The sequence below is a fragment of the Enterobacter sp. ECC-175 genome (assembly GCF_043968675.1).
GTDB lineage: Bacteria > Pseudomonadota > Gammaproteobacteria > Enterobacterales > Enterobacteriaceae > Enterobacter.
In genome coordinates this window covers 1,799,329-1,816,677 of the sequence record NZ_CP143776.1, presented here as the reverse complement: position 1 = coordinate 1,816,677, position 17,349 = coordinate 1,799,329, and the positions used below count along the sequence as shown (strand labels likewise).

Genomic DNA, 17,349 nt, shown 5'->3' with positions numbered 1-17,349 from the left:
GATGAAGATTGTCTGGTCTAATGGTGCAAAAAAGGCTTTTTCCAAAATTGACGAGCGGTATCAGCGCCGCATTGAGGTAAAGCTTACCGAGCTGGATGACCGCTCGGCTCCCCGGCCCGATATCAAAAAAATATCGACGACAGAAAATCATTTCCGGTTACGCGTAGGCGATTACCGAATCGTCTATACGCTTCGGGACGATCCCGATGACCATTGTTATGTTCTGGCCGTCAAGCGCAGAACATCAACAACTTACCTGCACGAGGAGAAAGCCACCTATGGCTGTTCAGCTAATTAAGGACGATAACGGAAAAACGCAGTACGTGGTTATTCCTTATCACGAATACTTCCGCATGTGCTTGCAGATGGCTGAGATCGACGACGAAACTGACGACGATCTGGAGGATATTGAGGTCGAACACGATAGTCTGGATGACGTTGAATTGCCAGGTGAGGTGTGCAGCATTATGACCTGGCAGAACGTCAGCCTGCAGGCCGCGTGGCGTATCCATTGCGGGTTATCACAGCAGGAGGTCGCGGAGAAACTCGGCATCACCCAGTCCGCCGTGTCGCAGCTTGAAGCCCTCGACTCCCGCCCGCAAAAGCGCACCCGCGAAAAGCTGGCGGCCATTTACGGCTGTAAGCAGGAGCAAATCAGCCTCTATTTACCGAAAGAGGGTTAACAGCACTTCGCGCCGCCCTTGCCGCCGTAGCGCGCCTCCTGGCGTTCGCGGAAAAATTCTTCGTAGGTCATCGGCGTCTGGTCCGGGTGGGTAACGCGCATATGCTCGACGTAGTTGTCGTAGTCCGGCACGCCGATCATCATTTTGGCGGCCTGTCCCAGGTATTTACCTGCTTTGGAAAGGGTGTCGAACATAGGTCGTTTCTCGTTTGTGTCCCCCTAACCCTACCCCTCTCCCCAAAGGGGAGAGGGAACTTATAACACTGGGATGAGGGGTTTGGTTATGTTAATGCGCCCCTTTGGCCTGGGTCACAATCTCGTTCAGGTTTTCCGGCATCGGCTCATACGGCGTCTCTTTCGCCGTCGGTTTGTCGACTTTCAACGCCGCCAGCGCGGTCTTCAGAGAATACAACGCCAGCACCACAACCACCACCATAAAGAAGATGGTTAACCCGGCATCAAGACGGTTGTTGAACACCAGCTGCGACAGCTGGGATTCGGTGTACTGCGCCGGGATCTTGCCGCTGTCGATCATCGCCTGGAACTTGTTGGCAATTGCCAGGAAGCCGACCTTGTTATCCGGGCTAAACGCCTTTTGCCAGCCCGCGGTCAGGGTACAGATCAGCAGCCACGCGGTTGGCACCAGCGCCACCCACGCGTAGCGCTGGCGCTTCATCTTGAACAGCACCACCGCGCAGAGCATCAGCGCCATGCCCGCCAGCATCTGGTTGGCGATGCCGAACAGCGGCCACAGGGTGTTAATGCCGCCCAGCGGGTCAACAACGCCCTGATGCAGGAAGTAGCCCCACGCCAGCACGCACAGCGCCGTCGCCAGCAGGTTCGCCGGAAGCGAATCGGTGCGCTTGAGGTTGGGCGAAATTACCCCCAGCAGATCCTGGAGCATAAAGCGCGCCGCGCGCGTGCCCGCGTCCACCGCCGTCAGGATGAACAGCGCTTCAAACAGGATGGCGAAGTGATACCAGAACGACACGTCCATCAGCCCGCCGAGCGCGCCGTGCAGAATGTAGGCCATCCCCACCGCCAGCGTCGGCGCGCCGCCCGCGCGGGAGATGATCGACTGCTCGCCCACTTCGTTCGCAATGTGCGTTAGCGTTTCAGGGGTAATGGCAAAGCCCCAGCCGCTCACCACCTGCGCGGCAGATGCCACCACGTCAACGGTTCCGGCAGGCGCCAGCACCGCCATCGGGCTGTTCATCGCGAAGTAGACGCCCGGGTCGATAATGCAGGCGGAGACCAGCGCCATAATCGCCACGAAGGACTCCATCAGCATGCCGCCGTAGCCGATCAGGCAGGCCTGATTTTCATTCGCCAGCATCTTCGGCGTGGTGCCCGAGGCAATCAGCGCGTGGAAGCCGGAGACCGCCCCGCAGGCAATGGTGATAAACAGGAACGGGAACAGGTTGCCGGTCCAGACCGGGCCGGTGCCGTCAATGAACTTGGTCAGCGCGGGCATGGTCAGGGTCGGGCGCATAATCAGAATGCCGATCGCCAGCCCGACGATAGTGCCGATTTTCAGGAAGGTCGAGAGGTAGTCACGCGGGGCCAGCAGCAGCCACACGGGCAGTACGGCGGCGACGAAGCCGTAGCCCACCAGCATCCACGTCAGCTGTACGCCGGTAAAGTCAAACCACGGCGCCCAGGTCGGACTTTCCGCTACCCAGCCGCCGGAGATGATCGCGAACACCAGGAAGACCAGGCCGATGACGGACACTTCGCCAATGCGGCCCGGGCGCAGATAGCGAATGTAGATCCCCATAAACAGCGCCAGCGGAATGGTAAAGGCCACGGTGTAGGTACCCCACGGGCTGTGGGTCAGCGCTTTCACGACGATCATCGCCAGCACCGCGAGGATGATCACCATGATCATAAAGGTCGCCACCAGCGCGATCACGCCCGCGGTCGCCCCCATCTCCTCTTTCACCAGCTCGCCGAGAGAACGCCCGTCGCGGCGGGTGGAGACGAACAGCACCATAAAGTCCTGCACCGCCCCCGCCAGCACTACGCCCGCCAGGATCCAGATCATCCCCGGCAGATACCCCATCTGCGCCGCCAGCACCGGCCCCACCAGCGGGCCCGCGCCGGCGATGGCCGCAAAATGGTGACCGAACAGCACTTTTTTATCCGTCGGCACGTAGTCCAGCCCGTCGTTATGGCGCACGGCAGGCGTCATGCGCGTCGCGTCAACGCCCAGGACGTTCTTCGCGATATAGCGGCCGTAAAAACGATACGCGATCAGATAAATACAGACCGAGGCGACCACAATCCACAGTGCGTTAATCTGTTCGCCCCGGTTAAGGGCGATATAGCCCAAGGCAAAGGCTCCCACAACGGAGAGCCCTGCCCATAAAAGGTATTTCCCTGAGTTGTTCATAGTTGTTGTCCGTTGTAGTGGAACAGTGAGATGTTACATTTTGTTTCTAGAACAACCGCTAAAATTTAACAACCTTGAAACGCAATAATGCGTGGTCAAACCAGACATTTACACCACAGTGTTAAGCCGATCACTTTCGCTCTTCCCCCGCGCCGTCGCCGGTCACATTTTTGTCTTTTTCATCCCGTGACGCCGTTACGAAATGATTTGCATCATCTTTTTTGGGCAAAACATCGCCAGAATGAGCCTGCGCACCCGCGCATTTACAAGGAAAAGGATATGAAAAGTTCAGAACCTCAGGAGTATAAGGTCGGGCCCGGCGCGTACTTTGCGCTGGCTTTTGCTGCCGTTTTCTTCTCCGGCCTGCTGGGCGGAAAAGAGTGGTACGGCGTGTTTGATTTCACCACCCTCAACGGCGCGTTCGGCAAGGTGGTCAGCAAGGCCAGCCTCGACGACGGCGCGTTAACCACCGCAACCAGCGCCTTTCGCGGCGCGGGCGGCAGCGGCGCAATGGACGGATTTCTGTTCGCGCTCGGGCTGATCCCGGCGGTTATGTTTGCGCTCGGCATGATCAACGTGCTGGAGCACTACGGCGCGCTGCGTGCGGCGCGCAAGCTATTAACCCCGCTGCTGCGCCCGCTGCTGGGCATTCCCGGCACCGCCGGCCTGGCGCTGATCGGCAGCCTGCAAAGCACCGACGTTGGCGCGTCGCTCACGCGCAACCTGGCCGACGAAGGGCAGATTAGCGAAACGGAAAAAGACGTCTTCGCCATGTTCCAGTTTTCGGCTGGCGCGATGATCACCAACTTCTTCTCGTCGGGGGCGATCCTCTTTACCCTCGTCGCCGCTGACGGCACCGCGGCGGTTCCGGCCTCAATAGGCGGCTGCATCGCCGTGATGTTTATTATGAAAATCGTTGGCGCAAACCTGCTGCGCCTGATCCTGACGTTTACTGGAAAATCCGCCGCCGTGAAGCAAGGAGAAGCCGCATGAGTGCGCCACAATCGAACCCCGTTATTACCGATGTCTTCGTTGAGGGCGCACGTAAGGGCTGGGGCATCGCCACCAGCAGCACCCTGCCCAACGTGGTGATGGCGTTTATCATCATCAAGGCGCTGGAAATCACCGGCGCGCTGAAAGGGCTCGGCATGATCTTCGCGCCGCTGATGGGGCTGTTTGGCCTGCCGGGCGAAGCGGCCGCCGTGCTGATTGGCGGCTGGATGTCGATGGGCGGCGGCATCGGCGTGGCGATTGGCCTGTTTGATAAAGGCATTCTGACCGGGGAACACTTAGCCATTCTCGCCCCTGCGATCTACCTGATGGGCTCGCAGGTGCAGTACCTGGGCCGCATCCTCGGCGTGATCGGCACCCGCGCCAAACGCATTCCGCTGATGATCGCCCTTTCGGTGATCAACGCTTTCTTAGCCATGCTGCTGATGCGCATTATTCTCTGAACAGGACGTAACCATGAATCTTGACCACTATATTGAAGAGCTTAAAACCCTGGTGAACGTGGACTGCGGCACCCAGACCATCGACGGCGTTGCCACCGTGGCGGGCATCATGCAGGCGCTCTGGCAGCGCGAGGGCTGGCACGCCGAGCAGATCGATTTGGGCGAGAAGGTTGGCCCCGGCGTGTTCGTCAGCAACAGGCCAAAGGCCGAGCGGTTCGACGTGCTGCTGGTTGGCCATCTTGATACCGTATTTGCCCCCGGCACCGTGGCCGAACGACCCATGAGCGAAGACGCTACCCGCCTGTACGGCCCCGGCGTGTCCGATATGAAAAGCGGGCTGCTGAACATCCTGTGGGCGATGCGCGAGCTGGACGCCGCCGATAAGGATCGGCTGGCGATTGCGGTCGCGATGAACCCGGACGAAGAGACCGGATCGGTTTACTCCCACGCGTGGATCGGCGAGCTGGCTAAGCGCTCGCGCCGCGTGCTGGTGTGCGAAGCGGCGCGCGCCGACGGCTCGCTGGTCAAAGCGCGTAAAGGCATGGCGGGCTACCACCTCACCTTCAGCGGCGTGGCGGCGCACGCGGGCAACGATCCGGAAAAAGGCCGCTCGGCGATTACCGCGCTGGCGCACGCCGTGACCGCCATTAACGCGCTGACCGACTGGGATCGCGGAACCACGCTGAACGTCGGGGTCATCCGCGGCGGCAGCGCGGCCAACGTGGTGGCGGACAGCGCCTTTGCCGAGCTCGACGTGCGCTTCTGGGAGAACGACGAATACGAGCGGGTGAATCAGGCGCTGGGCGCGCTGTGCGAAAAAGGCTTTTTAGAGGGCGTAACCACCTCGCTGACGCGCGTCAACCACAAGCCGGCAATGGCGGCGAGTGAAGCCACGCAGCAGCTGATGCAGCTCGTCGAGCAGGCGGGTAAAGAAGAAGGGATCGCCATCACCTGGCAGGCGGTCGGCGGCGGCAGCGACGCTAACCACACCGCCGCGCTCGGCATTCCGACCCTCGACGGCTTAGGGCCGATTGGCGCGGGCTTCCACAGCCCGGCGGAGTGGCTGGATAAGGCGTCGATTGAACCGCGGATTCGGTTGCTAAAACGGATTGTGTCGATGCTGTAATAAATCTCACCGGGCCTTAACATGGCCCGGTGATCATTTAACAAACAACGGTAAATACTTTACATGTTAAATTATTACTCTTCCCCTACAAAAATACCGGCATAAGGTAAAGGTATTGAGGGACAATGTACTTATACATAGCTATAATTTCTTATACTCACGGCTAATGAGTGTTTTCTTCTCATCAAAGTTTAAAATCAGCATTAAAGAATTGTTATAACTTACAGGAACAACAGCATAAATCGCCATCCCCTTTGTTTTTGAAAAATATAGCCATCGATTTTCATCATTATAATTTGCTGGGGTAGTAGGTGCTCCAAGAATTAATAAGACATCCTTTTTCGTCGTTTTCCCAGGAACTAATTTTTTAAGTAATTCCTCTTTAGAATACTTACTAACATTTCCTTCTTGAGTGCGATCGATATTACCAACACATCCATTTAGAGTGCAAATTACAAAAAAACCCAGGATAATTAGCGATATTTTTTTCAACATAATTTTATTTGTATTTATAACCATTGTAACTTTTTATTTTTTCGTCGAGATAAATCTGATTAACATCATCATACTTCAAATGCGTGGCATACAAGACGCAATAGCCTGTTTTATCAGTTATCGAGAGCCTAAACTCATATGTTTCTCCTTTTTGAGGAATAAAGGTGTGCCCCACATCGCTACAACCATAATAATATTTAAATCCAACCCGCGTTGGCGTCCCCGCATAAACTTTGGCATCATAATATGTTTCTTTATAACGCTCAGGATCGTTACTTACCTTAGGAAACCCCATGTCATGAGTTGGTCTTAAAATTACTAAGCTGGTGTAATCAACCGCTCCAGGCTTATTACCAAACTGACTAATAGTAAACCCAGGCGGGTTACCAATCATCCTCACATTAGCCGTATTTTCCTCTGATTCTGGCGGAGAAATATAAGGAACCTTCCCCCAATAAGTTGCACACCCAGATAATATTATGGTTACAGAAAACAATCCTGTAATATACCCTATCGATTTCATTGAAAATTCCCTTCATATAATTCCTGCGCGCAGGATAATCATAACGAGTCTTCTTGGCTATCGATATTGTATGTTCGGGATGTATTTTAGGAAAATTTTGCTCACAAATCCATCAGCATGAAAAGCATTTCAACTCACTATGATTCATCTATAGCGAGTTATTCTCATATAGGGCCAACCCCAGCAGCACCGTGCTCAACCAGCAGGTATAGCACCACCTTTCCTGCTCGTCGAACGTCACAATATCCTGGCGCTGGCTGGTACGCCCCAGATGTAGCGGCTGGCACATACTGTACTCGGCATTCCGACCCTCGATGGCTTAGGGCCGATTGGCGCGGGCTTCCACAGCCCGGCGGAGTGGCTGGATAAGGCGTCGATTGAACCGAGGATTCGATTACTTAAACGCGTAGTCTCTATGCTTTAATTTTGCACCATACCGTTCCCTCTCCCCGCGGGAGAGGGTTAGGGTGAGGGCAATAGGCCGCACAAAACTACCCCAGCACCATCGTACTTAACCGACAGGTACAGCACCGCCTGCCCTGCTCGTCGAACACCACAATCTCCCAGCTCTGGCTGGTACGCCCCAGATGCAGCGGCTGACACACGCCGCGCACTTTTCCCTGCGACACCGCCCGGTGGTGCGTGGCGTTCAGTTCGGTGCCTACCACGCTTTGCCCGTCGCGCGTCATCAGAAAACCGGCCATTGACCCCAGCGTTTCCGCGAGCGCCGCGGAGGCGCCGCCGTGCAGCAGGCCAAACGGCTGATGGGTGCGCGCGTCCACCGGCATCTCCGCTTCCAGCGTCTCGTCGCCGATGCGGGTATAAACGATGCCGAGATGCGCCACCATCGTGTTCAGGCTGGTGGCGTTGAGCTCCTCAAGGGATAAATGCCGTTTCCAGATCATCTTACGCCCCCAGCGTGGAGCCGCCGTCCACGACGATATCCTGCAGGGTAATATGGCTGGCGGCGTCCGACGCGAGGAACAGCACGGTGCTGGCAATCTCCTGCGGACGGGCGATTTTGCCGAGCGGAATGCCGAGCTTGAACTGCTCGCCAAAGCCGCGAATGCGCTGCTGTTCCGCGTCGTCGCGGGTCCACAGGGTGCGCTGCATGTCGGTGTCCGTTGAGCCCGGCGATACCAGGTTACAGCGCACGCCGCTGCCCGCCAGCTCCAGCCCGACGGTCAGCGCCAGGCTTTTGAGCGCAGCCTTCGACGCGCCGTAGGCGCTCATGCCGATGCGCGGGGTGTGCGCCGCGTCGGACGCCACGGTAACGATCGCCCCGCCCTGCTGGCGGCGAAACTGGCCCATCGTCTGCTGGAAGAGGTTAAACGCGCCGCCAACGTTGACCGCAAAGGTCTGCTGCCAGTCCTCCTGCGTAAGCTGCTCCGTCGCCCCCATGCGCAGAATGCCCGCCGCGTTGACCAGCACGTCCAGGCGCTCGACGCGGCCAAGCAGGCGCCCGCAAACGTCGCGGACCTGCACGGCGTCCGCCACGTTCAGCGTTTCGGTTGCGAACGGGTAATCGTCCAGCGGGAAGGCCAGGTCGAACCCGGTCACCCGCGCGCCCGCCTCGCTAAACGCCCGCGCGGTCGCGTACCCGATGCCTTTTCCGGCCCCCGTGACCCACACGTTTTTGCCGGTAAAATCAAACGCCATCACTTCACCTCGCGGGAGAGCAGCGCCCACCAGGCGTCGATTGTTGGATTTTTTGCCAGCATCACGAAATCGATATCGCCGTGCACTTTGCGCCAGCGCGCGGCCAGCGCCATCATGCGCACCGAGTCCAGGCCGTAGTCGATCAGATTTTCATCGTCCATCGGCTCGTCGGATTCGTCCAGCAGCGGCAGCACCGCCTCGCGCAGCGCGGCTTTCGACGCCGGTACGGACGGCAGCAGCTCGTCGGTCATCACCACGCGGCCAGAACGCCCGGCCACATACTTGAGCGACATCAGGTGCTCGTCGCGGGTGAAATCCGCCAGCGCGTCGGCAATAAAGAACGGCTTGATGTCGCGCATAAAGGCGTCGGTGGCGGTGGTCATGCAGCCGATGTGCGCATAGACGCCTGTAATCAGCAGCTGGTTGCGGCCGGTCTCTTTCAGCATCTGCTCCAGCGGCGAGCGGTGGAACGCGCTGTAGCGCCACTTCACCAATACGGTATCCGCCTCGTCGGGCGCAAGCTCGGCAACGATGCGCTGCTGCTCCGGCGAGCGGGTCAGCCCCGGCCCCCACATGTCGTTCAGCAGCGCGCGATCTTCATCGCTCTGCGCTTTCGGCTGGGCGGTGTAGTAGACCGGAATGTTGTGTTCTTTGCAGTACGCGCGAAGCTTCGCGATGTTCGCCACTACCTGCGCCATCATCGGGCTGTTTTCGCCCCAGAAGTTCAGGAAGTATTCCTGCATATCGTGGATCAGCAGCGCCGCGCGCTCGGGCTCAAACGCCCAGTTCACCTTGTTGGTCGGCAGCTCTGCCGCCGCTGGCAGCGCGTATGCGGTTAATTTTGGGATAGCCATACTCTTTTTTCCTCAGCCCTGTGCGCGTTCCGCGAGCCACAGGCGCAGCTGTTTCTTATCGACTTTGCCAACCGGCGTGAGCGGAAGCGCGTCGACGCTCTCCACGCGGTCCGGCAGCTTAAATTCGGCAACGCCCTGCTCGCGCAGGAAGCGACGCACCTCGACCGCGCGCAGCGGCTGCTTCACCACCAGATACGCGCAGCTTTTCTCGCCCAGCAGGGCATCGTCCATGCTGACCAGCGCGGCGTGGATCACCGCCTCGTGGCGCAGCAGCAGGTTCTCGATCTCTTCGGCGGCGATCTTCTCCCCGCCGCGGTTGATCTGATCCTTCTCGCGCCCCTGCACGGTGATGTAGCCCTGCTCGTCGATGGATATCAGATCGCCAGAACAGTAAAAGCCGTCGGCGTCAAAGGCGCTGGCGTTGTGCTCCGGGCTGTTGAAATAGCCGCGGAAGGTGTACGGCCCGCGCGTCATCAGGCGCCCCACCTGCCCGCGCGGCAGCGGATTGCCGTTCTCGTCGGCGACCCACACCTCGTCGTCCGGGCACATCGGGCGGCCCTGGGTATTGATAATTCGCTCCGGCGCGTCGTCGAGGGCGGTGTAGTTCACCAGCCCTTCCGCCATGCCGAACACCTGCTGAAGCTGACAGCCGATCTCTGCCGGAATGCGTGCGGCGAGGGTGGCGGACAGCCGCGCGCCGCCGACCTGGAGCAGCGTCAGGGACGCAAGCTGCGCGTTGCCCGCGCCGTCGGCGATCGCCTGCAGCCACAGGCTAACCGCAGGCGGCACCAGCGAGGTGACGGTAATCTGATGTTTTTCAATCAGCGGGAAGCAGAGCGTGGCGCTCGGATCGTTCGCCAGCACCACGCGGCCGCCCGCGGTGAAAATGCCCAGCGAACCCGGCGAGCTCATGGCGTAGTTATGCGCCGCGGGCAGCGCGTTCAGGTAGCGGGTTTCGGCAGTGATGCCGCAGATTTCGTTGCTGCGGCGGATGCTGTAGTCGTAGTCGTTATGCGTGCGCGGGATCAGCTTCGGCGTGCCGGTGCTGCCCCCGGAGAGCTGAAAGAACGCAACCTCATCGGCGGGCGTCGGGGTCGGGATAAAGCCGTCAGCGCGGCGGGCAATCGCCGCTTCCAGCGCGCGTTCGCCGTTATCCCCGCGCAGCAGCACCGCGCGCACCGAGCGGTGTTCATCCACAAAGCCATTCAGGAAATCATCCCCAGCAAACAGCGCGTGATCGCGATCGGCAATCAGCACGGCGGGCTTGATCTGCGCGGCGTAGGCGTTCAGCTCGCTGCTCTGATGGCTAAAGAGCGCGTTGACCGGCGCGACGCCGATTTGCAGCAGCGCAAAGAAGGTGATGTAGAACTCGGCCACGTTGCCAAGCTGGACCAGCGCGGTCTCGCCGCGCTTGATGCCCTGCGCCTGCAGCGCGGCGGCAAGGCTGTTCGCCGCCTGATGAAACTGGCGGTAGGTTAGCTGGCGCTCACCGTCGATAATCGCCACCGCGTCGCTGTCCGCTTTATCGGTCAGAATGTGGGTTAACGGCAGATCCTGCCAGTAGCCTTTTTCGCGGTAGCGGCGGGCAAAATCCTCGGGCCAGCGGGTAAACGGAATAGTCATGGGGATCCCTCAGTGCAGGCCAAAAACGTTCAGCATGGTGGAGAGTTTTACGCCGGTTTCCCGCCATTCGCCGATCGGAGAAGAGGCCGGAACAATGCCCGCCCCCGCAAACAGGCGAACCCGGTTTTCGCGCAGGCGCGCGCAGCGGATAGTGACCACCCACTCGCCGTTGCCCTCGCTGTCGCACCAGCCGACGATGCCGCCGAACAGCTCGCGATCGAACGGCTCCAGCTCGGCAATGAGCTCTTTTGCCGCCTGATGCGGGAAGCCGCTCAGCGCGGGCGTCGGGTGCAGCAGGCAGGCCAGCGTCAGCGCGTTTTCGCCGTCGCGCGCGTCACCCTCCACCGGCGTGGCCAGGTGCCACAGCGTCGGCGTGGCGATCAGCTGCGGTGAAGCAGGCATGCTGAGGTGGCGGCTGCGCGGGGCAAGGACGGCCTTCATCGCCTGGGTCACCAGGTCGTGCTCGTGGCGATCTTTTTCCGACGCCAGCAGCCTGTGGCCCGCCTCGCGGTCGAGCACGTCGTCCGGCTGGCGTCGCGCGGAGCCCGCCAGCGGCAGCGAGCTAAAATGCGTCCCCTCTTTGCGCAGCAGCAGCTCCGGGCTTGCGCCGAGCAGCACGCCGCCGTCTTCCAGCGGTACGTGGAAGTTATAGCTCGCCGGATTCTGGGCGATCAGGCGCTCCAGCAGGGCTCCGGCATCAATGTTTGCGTCGGTGGCGATATCAATCAGGCGCGACAGCACCACTTTGTTCACCTGCGGCGTGGCGGTCAGCGCCGCCGCGCGGGCCACCATCTCTTCAAATTCGGGCTGTGGCGGGATCTCGGTGCGCTGCGCAACCCTGAGCGCCTGCGCGCCGGAAAAATAGCGCGCGGACTGCTGGCGCGCCGGGCGCGAGAAGGTTTGCCACTGTTTGGGAATAAACAGGGAAGACGGCTTGCGGGTATCGAACGGAATAGCGCCCACCAAAATCGGGTGAGAAATGCCGCTGGCCTTTGCGTTCTGGAAAGCCTGAGCGAGCTTTTGCTGGAAGCGCCCGGCCGGATCGTCGCCGCCAAGGGCGGGTTCAGAAAAGCGGGCAAAGCAGCCTGACGTGGTAAAACTGCGGTAAGGCGACATAAAGAAAAAGCTGTCCGATTGCAGCGTGGTCGCGGTGTGCTGGATGTCCTCAGCCAATGACGTAACCATATCATCCTCCTTAAAATGATAAAAGTAGCAATAATGATTATCATTTATATTTTCGACCGCTAACCTAATCCCACACCGCCTCACTGTCAACCGCCGAGCGCGCAACTTGTGCGACTATCGCTTGCATCGCGGCGGCGGAGTGATGAAAATGAGAAGCATTAACCTCAATAAAAACAGGATCACGTGCCGTGAAATTCTCCGCGCTTTGCCGAAACGCCCTTCTTTTCACCGGGCTTTTTGTTTTAGGACTTAACGCAGCTACCGCCGCCGACTGGCCTCGGGAGGTCACCAACGCCCGCGGCGTCCACACGCTTGAAAGCAAACCGACGCGCATTGTCTCCACCAGCGTGACGCTGACCGGCTCCCTGCTGGCAATTGACGCGCCGGTTGTTGCCAGCGGCGCCACCGCGCCCAACAACCGCGTGGCGGATGCGCAGGGCTTCCTGCGCCAGTGGGGAGAGATTGCGAAGCAGCGTAACGTTGCGCGGCTGTACATCGGCGAGCCCAGCGCCGAAGCGGTGGCGGCCCAGATGCCGGACCTCATTTTGATCAGCGCCACCGGAGGGGATTCCGCACTGGCGCTGTACGATCAGCTTTCGGCCATCGCCCCGACGCTGGTGATTAACTACGATGATAAAAGCTGGCAGGATCTGCTGACGCAGCTCGGCGCGATAACCGGGCACGAGAAGCAGGCCAGCGCGCGCGTAGCAGAGTTTGATACGCAGCTGGCGCAGGTGAAAAAGCAGATGAAGATGCCGCCGCAGCCGGTGAACGCCATCGTCTACACCGCCGCCGCGCACAGCGCGAACCTGTGGACCGCCGAGTCCGCGCAGGGCCAGCTTCTACACCAGCTCGGCCTCACGCTGGCAGAGCTGCCAGCCGGGCTGCATACCTCGACAAGCCAGGGCAAACGCCACGATATCATCCAGCTGGGCGGGGAAAACCTGGCAACGGGCCTGAACGGCGAAGGGCTGTTTCTGTTTGCCGGAGACGAGAAGGACGTCGCGGCGATTTACGCCAACCCGCTGCTGGCGCACCTGCCGTCCGTGCGGAACAAACGCGTCTGGGCATTGGGCACGGAGACGTTCCGCCTGGATTATTACAGCGCGATGCTGGTATTACACAGATTGAATACGTTGTTTAAGTAGGCATTATCCCTCCCTCTCCCTGCGGGAGAGGGCATCAGGCCGTACCGTCGTTCAACACAATCTCCTGCCTGAACCGGCGCAATTCCGCCAGCGTCACCAGTAAAATCATGCCAATAATCGCCAGGACAAACCCGCTGCTGCTGGCCGAGGCCACCGGCGTCATCACGGCTCCCAGCCCGCCGAGGATCGCCGCGCCAATGGCATCCCCCGTCACGTTCTGCGCGGTCCACAGGCCGTTGATGCGCCCCAGCATGCCTTCCGGCGTCTGGGTTTGAATCAGGGTGTACTGGAGCAGCGAACTCACGGCGCTCAGCCAGCCGAAAATCACCAGGCACATCACGCCCAGCGCCCAGACGGGCATCAGGCTAAAGAAGCCGATGGCGATAAACGACGCCAGCGTCGACGCCAGCATAATCAGCCCCGGGCGCGCGCTCTGCGCCAGGTTGCCGCTGGTCAGCGCGCCGAACGCGGCCCCCAGCGGAATAGCCGCATACAGAATGCCGATCTCCGAGGCGCTCATCCGCCACTCGCCCGCCAGCGCCGGGTACAGCACGCGCACCGCGCTCGCCATCGTCAGCAGGCCGCCGATCAGCGCATTGCCGCCGATGAGCGGGTTGCTGAAGAGAAAGCGAATCGCCGCCATCAGCGCCGTCAGCGGATGCTCGCGCGGCTGCGGCGGAGGCGGCAGCCGCGGCAGGCGCAGCAGCGTCAGCGTGGTGATAAACGTCCCCGCCGCCGCCAGCCCGTAGTTCCACGCCACGCTGCCGGTCGCCAGCAATAGCCCGCCGACCATCGGCGAAATCACCGAGCCGAGGCGCACGGTGAGCATCGTAATCGCCCCCGCCTGCATCAGGTTTTCGCGCCCGACCAGCGCGGGCGTCGCCGCCAGCAGCGCCGTGACGCCGAGCGAGGCAAAAAAGCCGTCCCACAGGCCGAGCGCATAAATCGCTACCAGCGACGGCTCCGGCAGCAGGGCGTTCAGGCACAGCCCGACAAACCCGACGCCGCAGGTCCCGCGCGCCAGCAGGATAAGCGTCTTACGCTCGTAGCGGTCCGCCAGCACGCCGCCGACCATCAGGCCGATAAACATCGCTCCGCCGGTTAGGGTTACGGAAAGCCCCACCAGCCAGCTGGAGTGCGTCATCGCCTGGATCTGCACCGGCACGGCCACGCCGAGCAGGCCGAGGGACAAAATGGAGATAAAGCGGGCGATAAAAACGGCGCGATACGCCGGATGCGTTTTGAGCAGGCTGAGGTTAAGCAGCCAGGATTTTTGATTCATGACAAAGCCTTGAGTCTATTTCTACCCATTCCATGGGCGCACATGCTAACATAGCCAAATAAGATAGATAACGATAATCACTATCATTATCAAATCATGGATGTTGCTATGTCGTTTTCCTCTTCGGCGGTGCGCGCCCTTGCCGTGCCCGTTTTATTGCTGCTGCTAATTCTTGCGATTGCACTCAGCCTGCTGGTCGGCGCGAAGCCGCTACCCGCTTCCGTTATTTTCGACGCGCTCTCCGGCACCTGCAGCAGCGCCGACTGCACCATCGTGCTGGACGCGCGTCTTCCCCGCACCCTTGCCGGGCTTCTGGCCGGCGGCGCGCTCGGCCTTGCCGGGGCGCTGATGCAAACCCTTACGCGTAACCCGCTCGCGGACCCCGGCATTTTGGGCGTGAACTCCGGGGCCAGCTTTGCCATTGTTCTCGGCGCGGCGCTGTTTGGCTTTTCGTCGCCCACCGAACAGCTGGCGATGGCGTTTTGCGGCGCGCTGGCGGCGTCGCTGCTGGTGGCCTTTACCGGCAGCCAGGGCGGCGGGCAGCTTAGCCCGGTGCGCCTGACGCTGGCAGGCGTGGCGCTGGCCGCGGTGCTGGAAGGCATGACCAACGGCATCGCCCTGCTCAACCCGGACGTCTACGATCGGCTGCGCTTCTGGCAGGCGGGATCGCTGGATATTCGCACCCTTGAAACCCTCAAAGTCGTCGTCATCCCGGTAAGCCTCGCCGCCGCCGTCGCGCTGTGCTTAAGCCGGGCGCTCAACAGCCTGAGCCTGGGCAGCGACACCGCCACCGCGCTCGGCAACCGCGTGGCGCGCACGCAGCTCATTGGCCTGCTGGCAATTACCGTGCTGTGCGGCAGCGCCACCGCTGTCGTCGGCCCGATTGCCTTTATCGGCCTGATGATGCCGCACATGGCGCGCTGGCTTGTCGGGGCGGATCACCGCTGGTCGCTCCCCGTCACGCTGCTCGCGACCCCTGCCCTGCTGCTGTTTGCCGACGTGCTGGGCCGCCTGCTGGTGCCGGGCGAGCTGCGCGTGTCGGTGGTAAGCGCCTTTATCGGCGCGCCGGTGCTGATCTTCCTTGTACGACGCAGGCGCGGAGGTGGCGCATGATGGGCCCGTCTCGTCGTTTAATCACCAGCGTCGCCCTGCTGGCTCTCGCCATTCTGCTGCTGGCCGTCTGGAGCCTGCGCAGCGGTGCGGTGACGCTCGATTTTACCCAGGTCTTTAGCGCGCTGGTCGGCCATGCGCCGCGCAACATCACCCTCGTCGTGACCGAGTGGCGGCTGCCGCGCGTGGCGATGGCGATTCTGGTCGGCGCGGCGCTCGGCGTCAGCGGCGCGATCTTCCAGTCGCTGATGCGTAATCCCCTCGGCAGCCCGGACGTCATGGGCCTTAACACCGGAGCGTGGAGCGGCGTACTGGTGGCGATGGTGCTGTTTGGCCAGCACCTGACGGCCATCACCGTGACGGCGATGGCGGGCGGAATTTTAACCTCGCTGGTCATCTGGGCGCTGGCCTGGCGCAACGGCATCGACACCTTCCGCCTGATCATTATCGGCATCGGCGTGCGCGCCATGCTGATGGCGTTCAACACCTGGCTCCTGCTGCAGGCCTCGCTGGAGACGGCGGTCTCGGCCGGGCTGTGGTACGCCGGTTCGCTCAACGGGCTGACGTGGGGCAAGGTTTGGCCCGCCGCGCCGCTGATAATGCTGATGTTTATCGGCGCGCTGCTGCTGGTGCGCCGCATGCGCCTGCTGGAGATGGGCGACGACAGCGCCTGCGCGCTGGGCGTGAGCGTCGAGCGCTCGCGGCTGATGCTGATGCTGGTGGCCGTGTTGCTCACCGCCGCCGCCACGGCGATTGCCGGGCCGATCTCGTTTATTGCGCTGGTGGCCCCGCACATCGCGCGGCGGGTCAGCGGCACGGCGCGCTGGGGCTTAATGCAGGCGGCGCTGTGCGGCTCATTGCTGCTGCTGGCCGCCGATCTCTGCGCCCAGCGTCTGTTTATGCCTTATCAACTTCCGGTGGGCGTAGTGACCGTCAGCCTCGGCGGGATTTACCTCATCGTCTTGCTCGTTCAGGAGTCACGCAGGAAATGACCGATTCAACAACCCGCTTGCGCGGCGAAAGCTTAACCCTCGGCTACGGCAAAAAAATCATTGCCCGCGACCTGAGCGTTTCCATTCCGGACGGCCACTTTACGGCGATTATCGGCCCGAACGGCTGCGGCAAATCAACCCTCTTGCGCACCCTCAGCCGCCTGATGACGCCAACCGAGGGCAGCGTGTTCCTCGACGGAGAGCAGATCCAGCGCTTTGCCAGCAAAGAGGTGGCGCGGCGCATCGGGCTGCTGGCGCAAAACGCCACCACGCCGGGGGACATTACGGTGCAGGAGCTGGTCTCCCGCGGGCGCTATCCGCACCAGCCGCTGTTCACCCGCTGGCGCAAAGAGGACGACGCGGCGGTCACCCGCGCGATGCAGGCGACGGGGATAACCGACCTTGCGTTGCAGAGCGTGGACACGCTTTCCGGCGGGCAGCGGCAGCGGGCGTGGATTGCGATGGTGCTGGCGCAGGAAACGTCGATCATGCTGCTGGACGAGCCGACGACCTGGCTGGACATCAGCCATCAGATCGATCTGCTTGAGCTGCTGAGCGAGCTGAACCGCACGCAGGGCTATACTCTGGCGGCGGTGCTGCACGATTTAAACCAGGCGTGCCGCTACGCCACGCACCTGATTGCGCTGCGCGACGGCGAGATCGTAGCGCAGGGCGCGCCGAAGGAGATAGTAACGCCAGAGCTGATCGAGCGGATCTACGGCATGCGCTGCATGATTATTGACGATCCGGTGGCGGGCACGCCGCTGGTGGTGCCGTTGGGTAAACGTGCGGTTTGATGCCCTCCCCCTTCACCCTGACCCTTT

Annotated in this window: 19 protein-coding genes and 1 pseudogene; 10 read left to right on the top strand and 10 right to left on the bottom strand. The window is 61.0% G+C overall.

Annotated features, from left to right (window positions below):
- The first annotated feature begins 1 nt into the window (after position 1).
- The gene (locus V1599_RS08540) at positions 2 to 298 is read left to right on the top strand and encodes a type II toxin-antitoxin system RelE/ParE family toxin (protein WP_395301357.1); all 297 of its coding nucleotides are present in this window, start codon (positions 2 to 4) and stop codon (positions 296 to 298) included.
- Positions 279 to 683: a helix-turn-helix domain-containing protein gene (locus tag V1599_RS08535; protein WP_112011568.1), complete on the top strand. Its 405-nt coding sequence runs from the start codon at positions 279 to 281 to the stop codon at positions 681 to 683. The genes V1599_RS08540 and V1599_RS08535 overlap by 20 nt, the downstream gene beginning before the upstream one ends.
- On the opposite strand, the gene V1599_RS08530 is transcribed toward V1599_RS08535, so the two are convergent.
- Positions 680 to 877 (bottom strand): YbdD/YjiX family protein, encoded by a 198-nt coding sequence (locus V1599_RS08530; protein WP_112011557.1) that lies wholly within the window; start codon positions 875 to 877, stop codon positions 680 to 682. The two genes, V1599_RS08535 and V1599_RS08530, sit on opposite strands and share 4 nt — an antisense overlap.
- A 91-nt stretch (positions 878 to 968) precedes the next feature.
- Entirely contained in the window at positions 969 to 3,074 is a 2,106-nt protein-coding gene (gene cstA, locus V1599_RS08525; RefSeq protein ID WP_112011558.1) for a pyruvate/proton symporter CstA, read from the bottom strand.
- A gap of 279 nt (positions 3,075 to 3,353) precedes the next feature.
- On the opposite strand from cstA, the gene V1599_RS08520 reads away from it, so the two are divergent.
- From V1599_RS08520 to V1599_RS08510, 3 genes are read left to right on the top strand one after another with little or no spacing between them, the layout of a single operon-like run.
- The gene (locus V1599_RS08520) at positions 3,354 to 4,067 is read left to right on the top strand and encodes a nucleoside recognition domain-containing protein (protein ID WP_395301356.1); all 714 of its coding nucleotides are present in this window, start codon (positions 3,354 to 3,356) and stop codon (positions 4,065 to 4,067) included.
- Positions 4,064 to 4,528, top strand: a complete 465-nt coding sequence (locus tag V1599_RS08515; RefSeq protein ID WP_032638769.1) for a YjiG family protein — start codon at positions 4,064 to 4,066, stop codon at positions 4,526 to 4,528. Before V1599_RS08520 ends, V1599_RS08515 begins: the two co-directional genes overlap by 4 nt.
- Before the next feature lie 13 nt (positions 4,529 to 4,541).
- Positions 4,542 to 5,654: a M20 family metallopeptidase gene (locus V1599_RS08510; RefSeq protein WP_395301355.1), complete on the top strand. Its 1,113-nt coding sequence runs from the start codon at positions 4,542 to 4,544 to the stop codon at positions 5,652 to 5,654.
- Positions 5,655 to 5,795: 141 nt separating this feature from the next.
- Here V1599_RS08510 and bamE read toward each other — a convergent pair whose 3' ends face one another.
- Positions 5,796 to 6,173, bottom strand: coding sequence for an outer membrane protein assembly factor BamE (bamE, locus tag V1599_RS08505; RefSeq protein WP_395301354.1), 378 nt, complete (start codon positions 6,171 to 6,173; stop codon positions 5,796 to 5,798).
- Positions 6,154 to 6,672: a hypothetical protein gene (locus V1599_RS08500; RefSeq protein WP_395301353.1), complete on the bottom strand. Its 519-nt coding sequence runs from the start codon at positions 6,670 to 6,672 to the stop codon at positions 6,154 to 6,156. The genes bamE and V1599_RS08500 overlap by 20 nt, the downstream gene beginning before the upstream one ends.
- A 286-nt stretch (positions 6,673 to 6,958) precedes the next feature.
- Between V1599_RS08500 and V1599_RS08495 the strand changes: the two are divergent.
- Positions 6,959 to 7,096, top strand: a pseudogene (locus V1599_RS08495) (M20 family peptidase); the annotation flags it as partial.
- 67 nt (positions 7,097 to 7,163) lie between these two features.
- Here V1599_RS08495 and entH read toward each other — a convergent pair.
- The 5 genes from entH to entC are packed head-to-tail and all read right to left on the bottom strand — an operon-like array spanning position 7,164 to position 11,993.
- Entirely contained in the window at positions 7,164 to 7,577 is a 414-nt protein-coding gene (gene entH / locus V1599_RS08490; protein ID WP_395301352.1) for a proofreading thioesterase EntH, read from the bottom strand.
- A gap of 1 nt (position 7,578) precedes the next feature.
- Positions 7,579 to 8,334, bottom strand: a complete 756-nt coding sequence (gene entA, locus V1599_RS08485) for a 2,3-dihydro-2,3-dihydroxybenzoate dehydrogenase EntA (protein WP_112012899.1) — start codon at positions 8,332 to 8,334, stop codon at positions 7,579 to 7,581.
- Complete coding sequence (locus tag V1599_RS08480; protein ID WP_112012900.1) at positions 8,331 to 9,185, bottom strand: isochorismatase; 855 nt, start codon at positions 9,183 to 9,185, stop codon at positions 8,331 to 8,333. Before V1599_RS08480 ends, entA begins: the two co-directional genes overlap by 4 nt.
- A gap of 12 nt (positions 9,186 to 9,197) precedes the next feature.
- A complete protein-coding gene (gene entE, locus V1599_RS08475) occupies positions 9,198 to 10,808 on the bottom strand; it encodes a (2,3-dihydroxybenzoyl)adenylate synthase EntE (protein ID WP_395301351.1) in 1,611 nt (536 codons plus the stop codon).
- A gap of 9 nt (positions 10,809 to 10,817) precedes the next feature.
- Positions 10,818 to 11,993, bottom strand: coding sequence for an isochorismate synthase EntC (gene entC / locus V1599_RS08470; RefSeq protein WP_395301350.1), 1,176 nt, complete (start codon positions 11,991 to 11,993; stop codon positions 10,818 to 10,820).
- A gap of 188 nt (positions 11,994 to 12,181) precedes the next feature.
- On the opposite strand from entC, the gene fepB reads away from it, so the two are divergent.
- Positions 12,182 to 13,141: a Fe2+-enterobactin ABC transporter substrate-binding protein gene (fepB, locus tag V1599_RS08465; RefSeq protein ID WP_395301349.1), complete on the top strand. Its 960-nt coding sequence runs from the start codon at positions 12,182 to 12,184 to the stop codon at positions 13,139 to 13,141.
- A 34-nt stretch (positions 13,142 to 13,175) separates the two neighbouring features.
- On the opposite strand, the gene entS is transcribed toward fepB, so the two are convergent.
- Positions 13,176 to 14,423, bottom strand: coding sequence for an enterobactin transporter EntS (gene entS / locus V1599_RS08460; protein ID WP_395301348.1), 1,248 nt, complete (start codon positions 14,421 to 14,423; stop codon positions 13,176 to 13,178).
- Positions 14,424 to 14,531: 108 nt separating this feature from the next.
- Between entS and fepD the strand changes: the two genes are divergently transcribed.
- From fepD to fepC, 3 genes are read left to right on the top strand one after another with little or no spacing between them, the layout of a single operon-like run.
- Positions 14,532 to 15,536, top strand: a complete 1,005-nt coding sequence (fepD, locus tag V1599_RS08455) for a Fe(3+)-siderophore ABC transporter permease (protein ID WP_395301347.1) — start codon at positions 14,532 to 14,534, stop codon at positions 15,534 to 15,536.
- Entirely contained in the window at positions 15,533 to 16,525 is a 993-nt protein-coding gene (gene fepG / locus V1599_RS08450) for an iron-enterobactin ABC transporter permease (protein ID WP_395301346.1), read from the top strand. Before fepD ends, fepG begins: the two co-directional genes overlap by 4 nt.
- Positions 16,522 to 17,322 (top strand): iron-enterobactin ABC transporter ATP-binding protein, encoded by an 801-nt coding sequence (gene fepC / locus V1599_RS08445; RefSeq protein WP_395301345.1) that lies wholly within the window; start codon positions 16,522 to 16,524, stop codon positions 17,320 to 17,322. The genes fepG and fepC overlap by 4 nt, the downstream gene beginning before the upstream one ends.
- The last annotated feature ends 27 nt before the right edge of the window (positions 17,323 to 17,349 follow it).

Coding starts and splice junctions, on each gene's coding strand:
- V1599_RS08540 (WP_395301357.1), top strand. CDS start 2: ATGAAGATTGTCTGGTCTAATGGTGCAAAAAAGGCTTTTTCCAAAATT.
- V1599_RS08535 (WP_112011568.1), top strand. CDS start 279: ATGGCTGTTCAGCTAATTAAGGACGATAACGGAAAAACGCAGTACGTG.
- V1599_RS08530 (WP_112011557.1), bottom strand. CDS start 877: ATGTTCGACACCCTTTCCAAAGCAGGTAAATACCTGGGACAGGCCGCC.
- cstA (WP_112011558.1), bottom strand. CDS start 3,074: ATGAACAACTCAGGGAAATACCTTTTATGGGCAGGGCTCTCCGTTGTG.
- V1599_RS08520 (WP_395301356.1), top strand. CDS start 3,354: ATGAAAAGTTCAGAACCTCAGGAGTATAAGGTCGGGCCCGGCGCGTAC.
- V1599_RS08515 (WP_032638769.1), top strand. CDS start 4,064: ATGAGTGCGCCACAATCGAACCCCGTTATTACCGATGTCTTCGTTGAG.
- V1599_RS08510 (WP_395301355.1), top strand. CDS start 4,542: ATGAATCTTGACCACTATATTGAAGAGCTTAAAACCCTGGTGAACGTG.
- bamE (WP_395301354.1), bottom strand. CDS start 6,173: ATGGTTATAAATACAAATAAAATTATGTTGAAAAAAATATCGCTAATT.
- V1599_RS08500 (WP_395301353.1), bottom strand. CDS start 6,672: ATGAAATCGATAGGGTATATTACAGGATTGTTTTCTGTAACCATAATA.
- entH (WP_395301352.1), bottom strand. CDS start 7,577: ATGATCTGGAAACGGCATTTATCCCTTGAGGAGCTCAACGCCACCAGC.
- V1599_RS08480 (WP_112012900.1), bottom strand. CDS start 9,185: ATGGCTATCCCAAAATTAACCGCATACGCGCTGCCAGCGGCGGCAGAG.
- entE (WP_395301351.1), bottom strand. CDS start 10,808: ATGACTATTCCGTTTACCCGCTGGCCCGAGGATTTTGCCCGCCGCTAC.
- entC (WP_395301350.1), bottom strand. CDS start 11,993: ATGGTTACGTCATTGGCTGAGGACATCCAGCACACCGCGACCACGCTG.
- entS (WP_395301348.1), bottom strand. CDS start 14,423: ATGAATCAAAAATCCTGGCTGCTTAACCTCAGCCTGCTCAAAACGCAT.
- fepD (WP_395301347.1), top strand. CDS start 14,532: ATGTCGTTTTCCTCTTCGGCGGTGCGCGCCCTTGCCGTGCCCGTTTTA.
- fepG (WP_395301346.1), top strand. CDS start 15,533: ATGATGGGCCCGTCTCGTCGTTTAATCACCAGCGTCGCCCTGCTGGCT.
- fepC (WP_395301345.1), top strand. CDS start 16,522: ATGACCGATTCAACAACCCGCTTGCGCGGCGAAAGCTTAACCCTCGGC.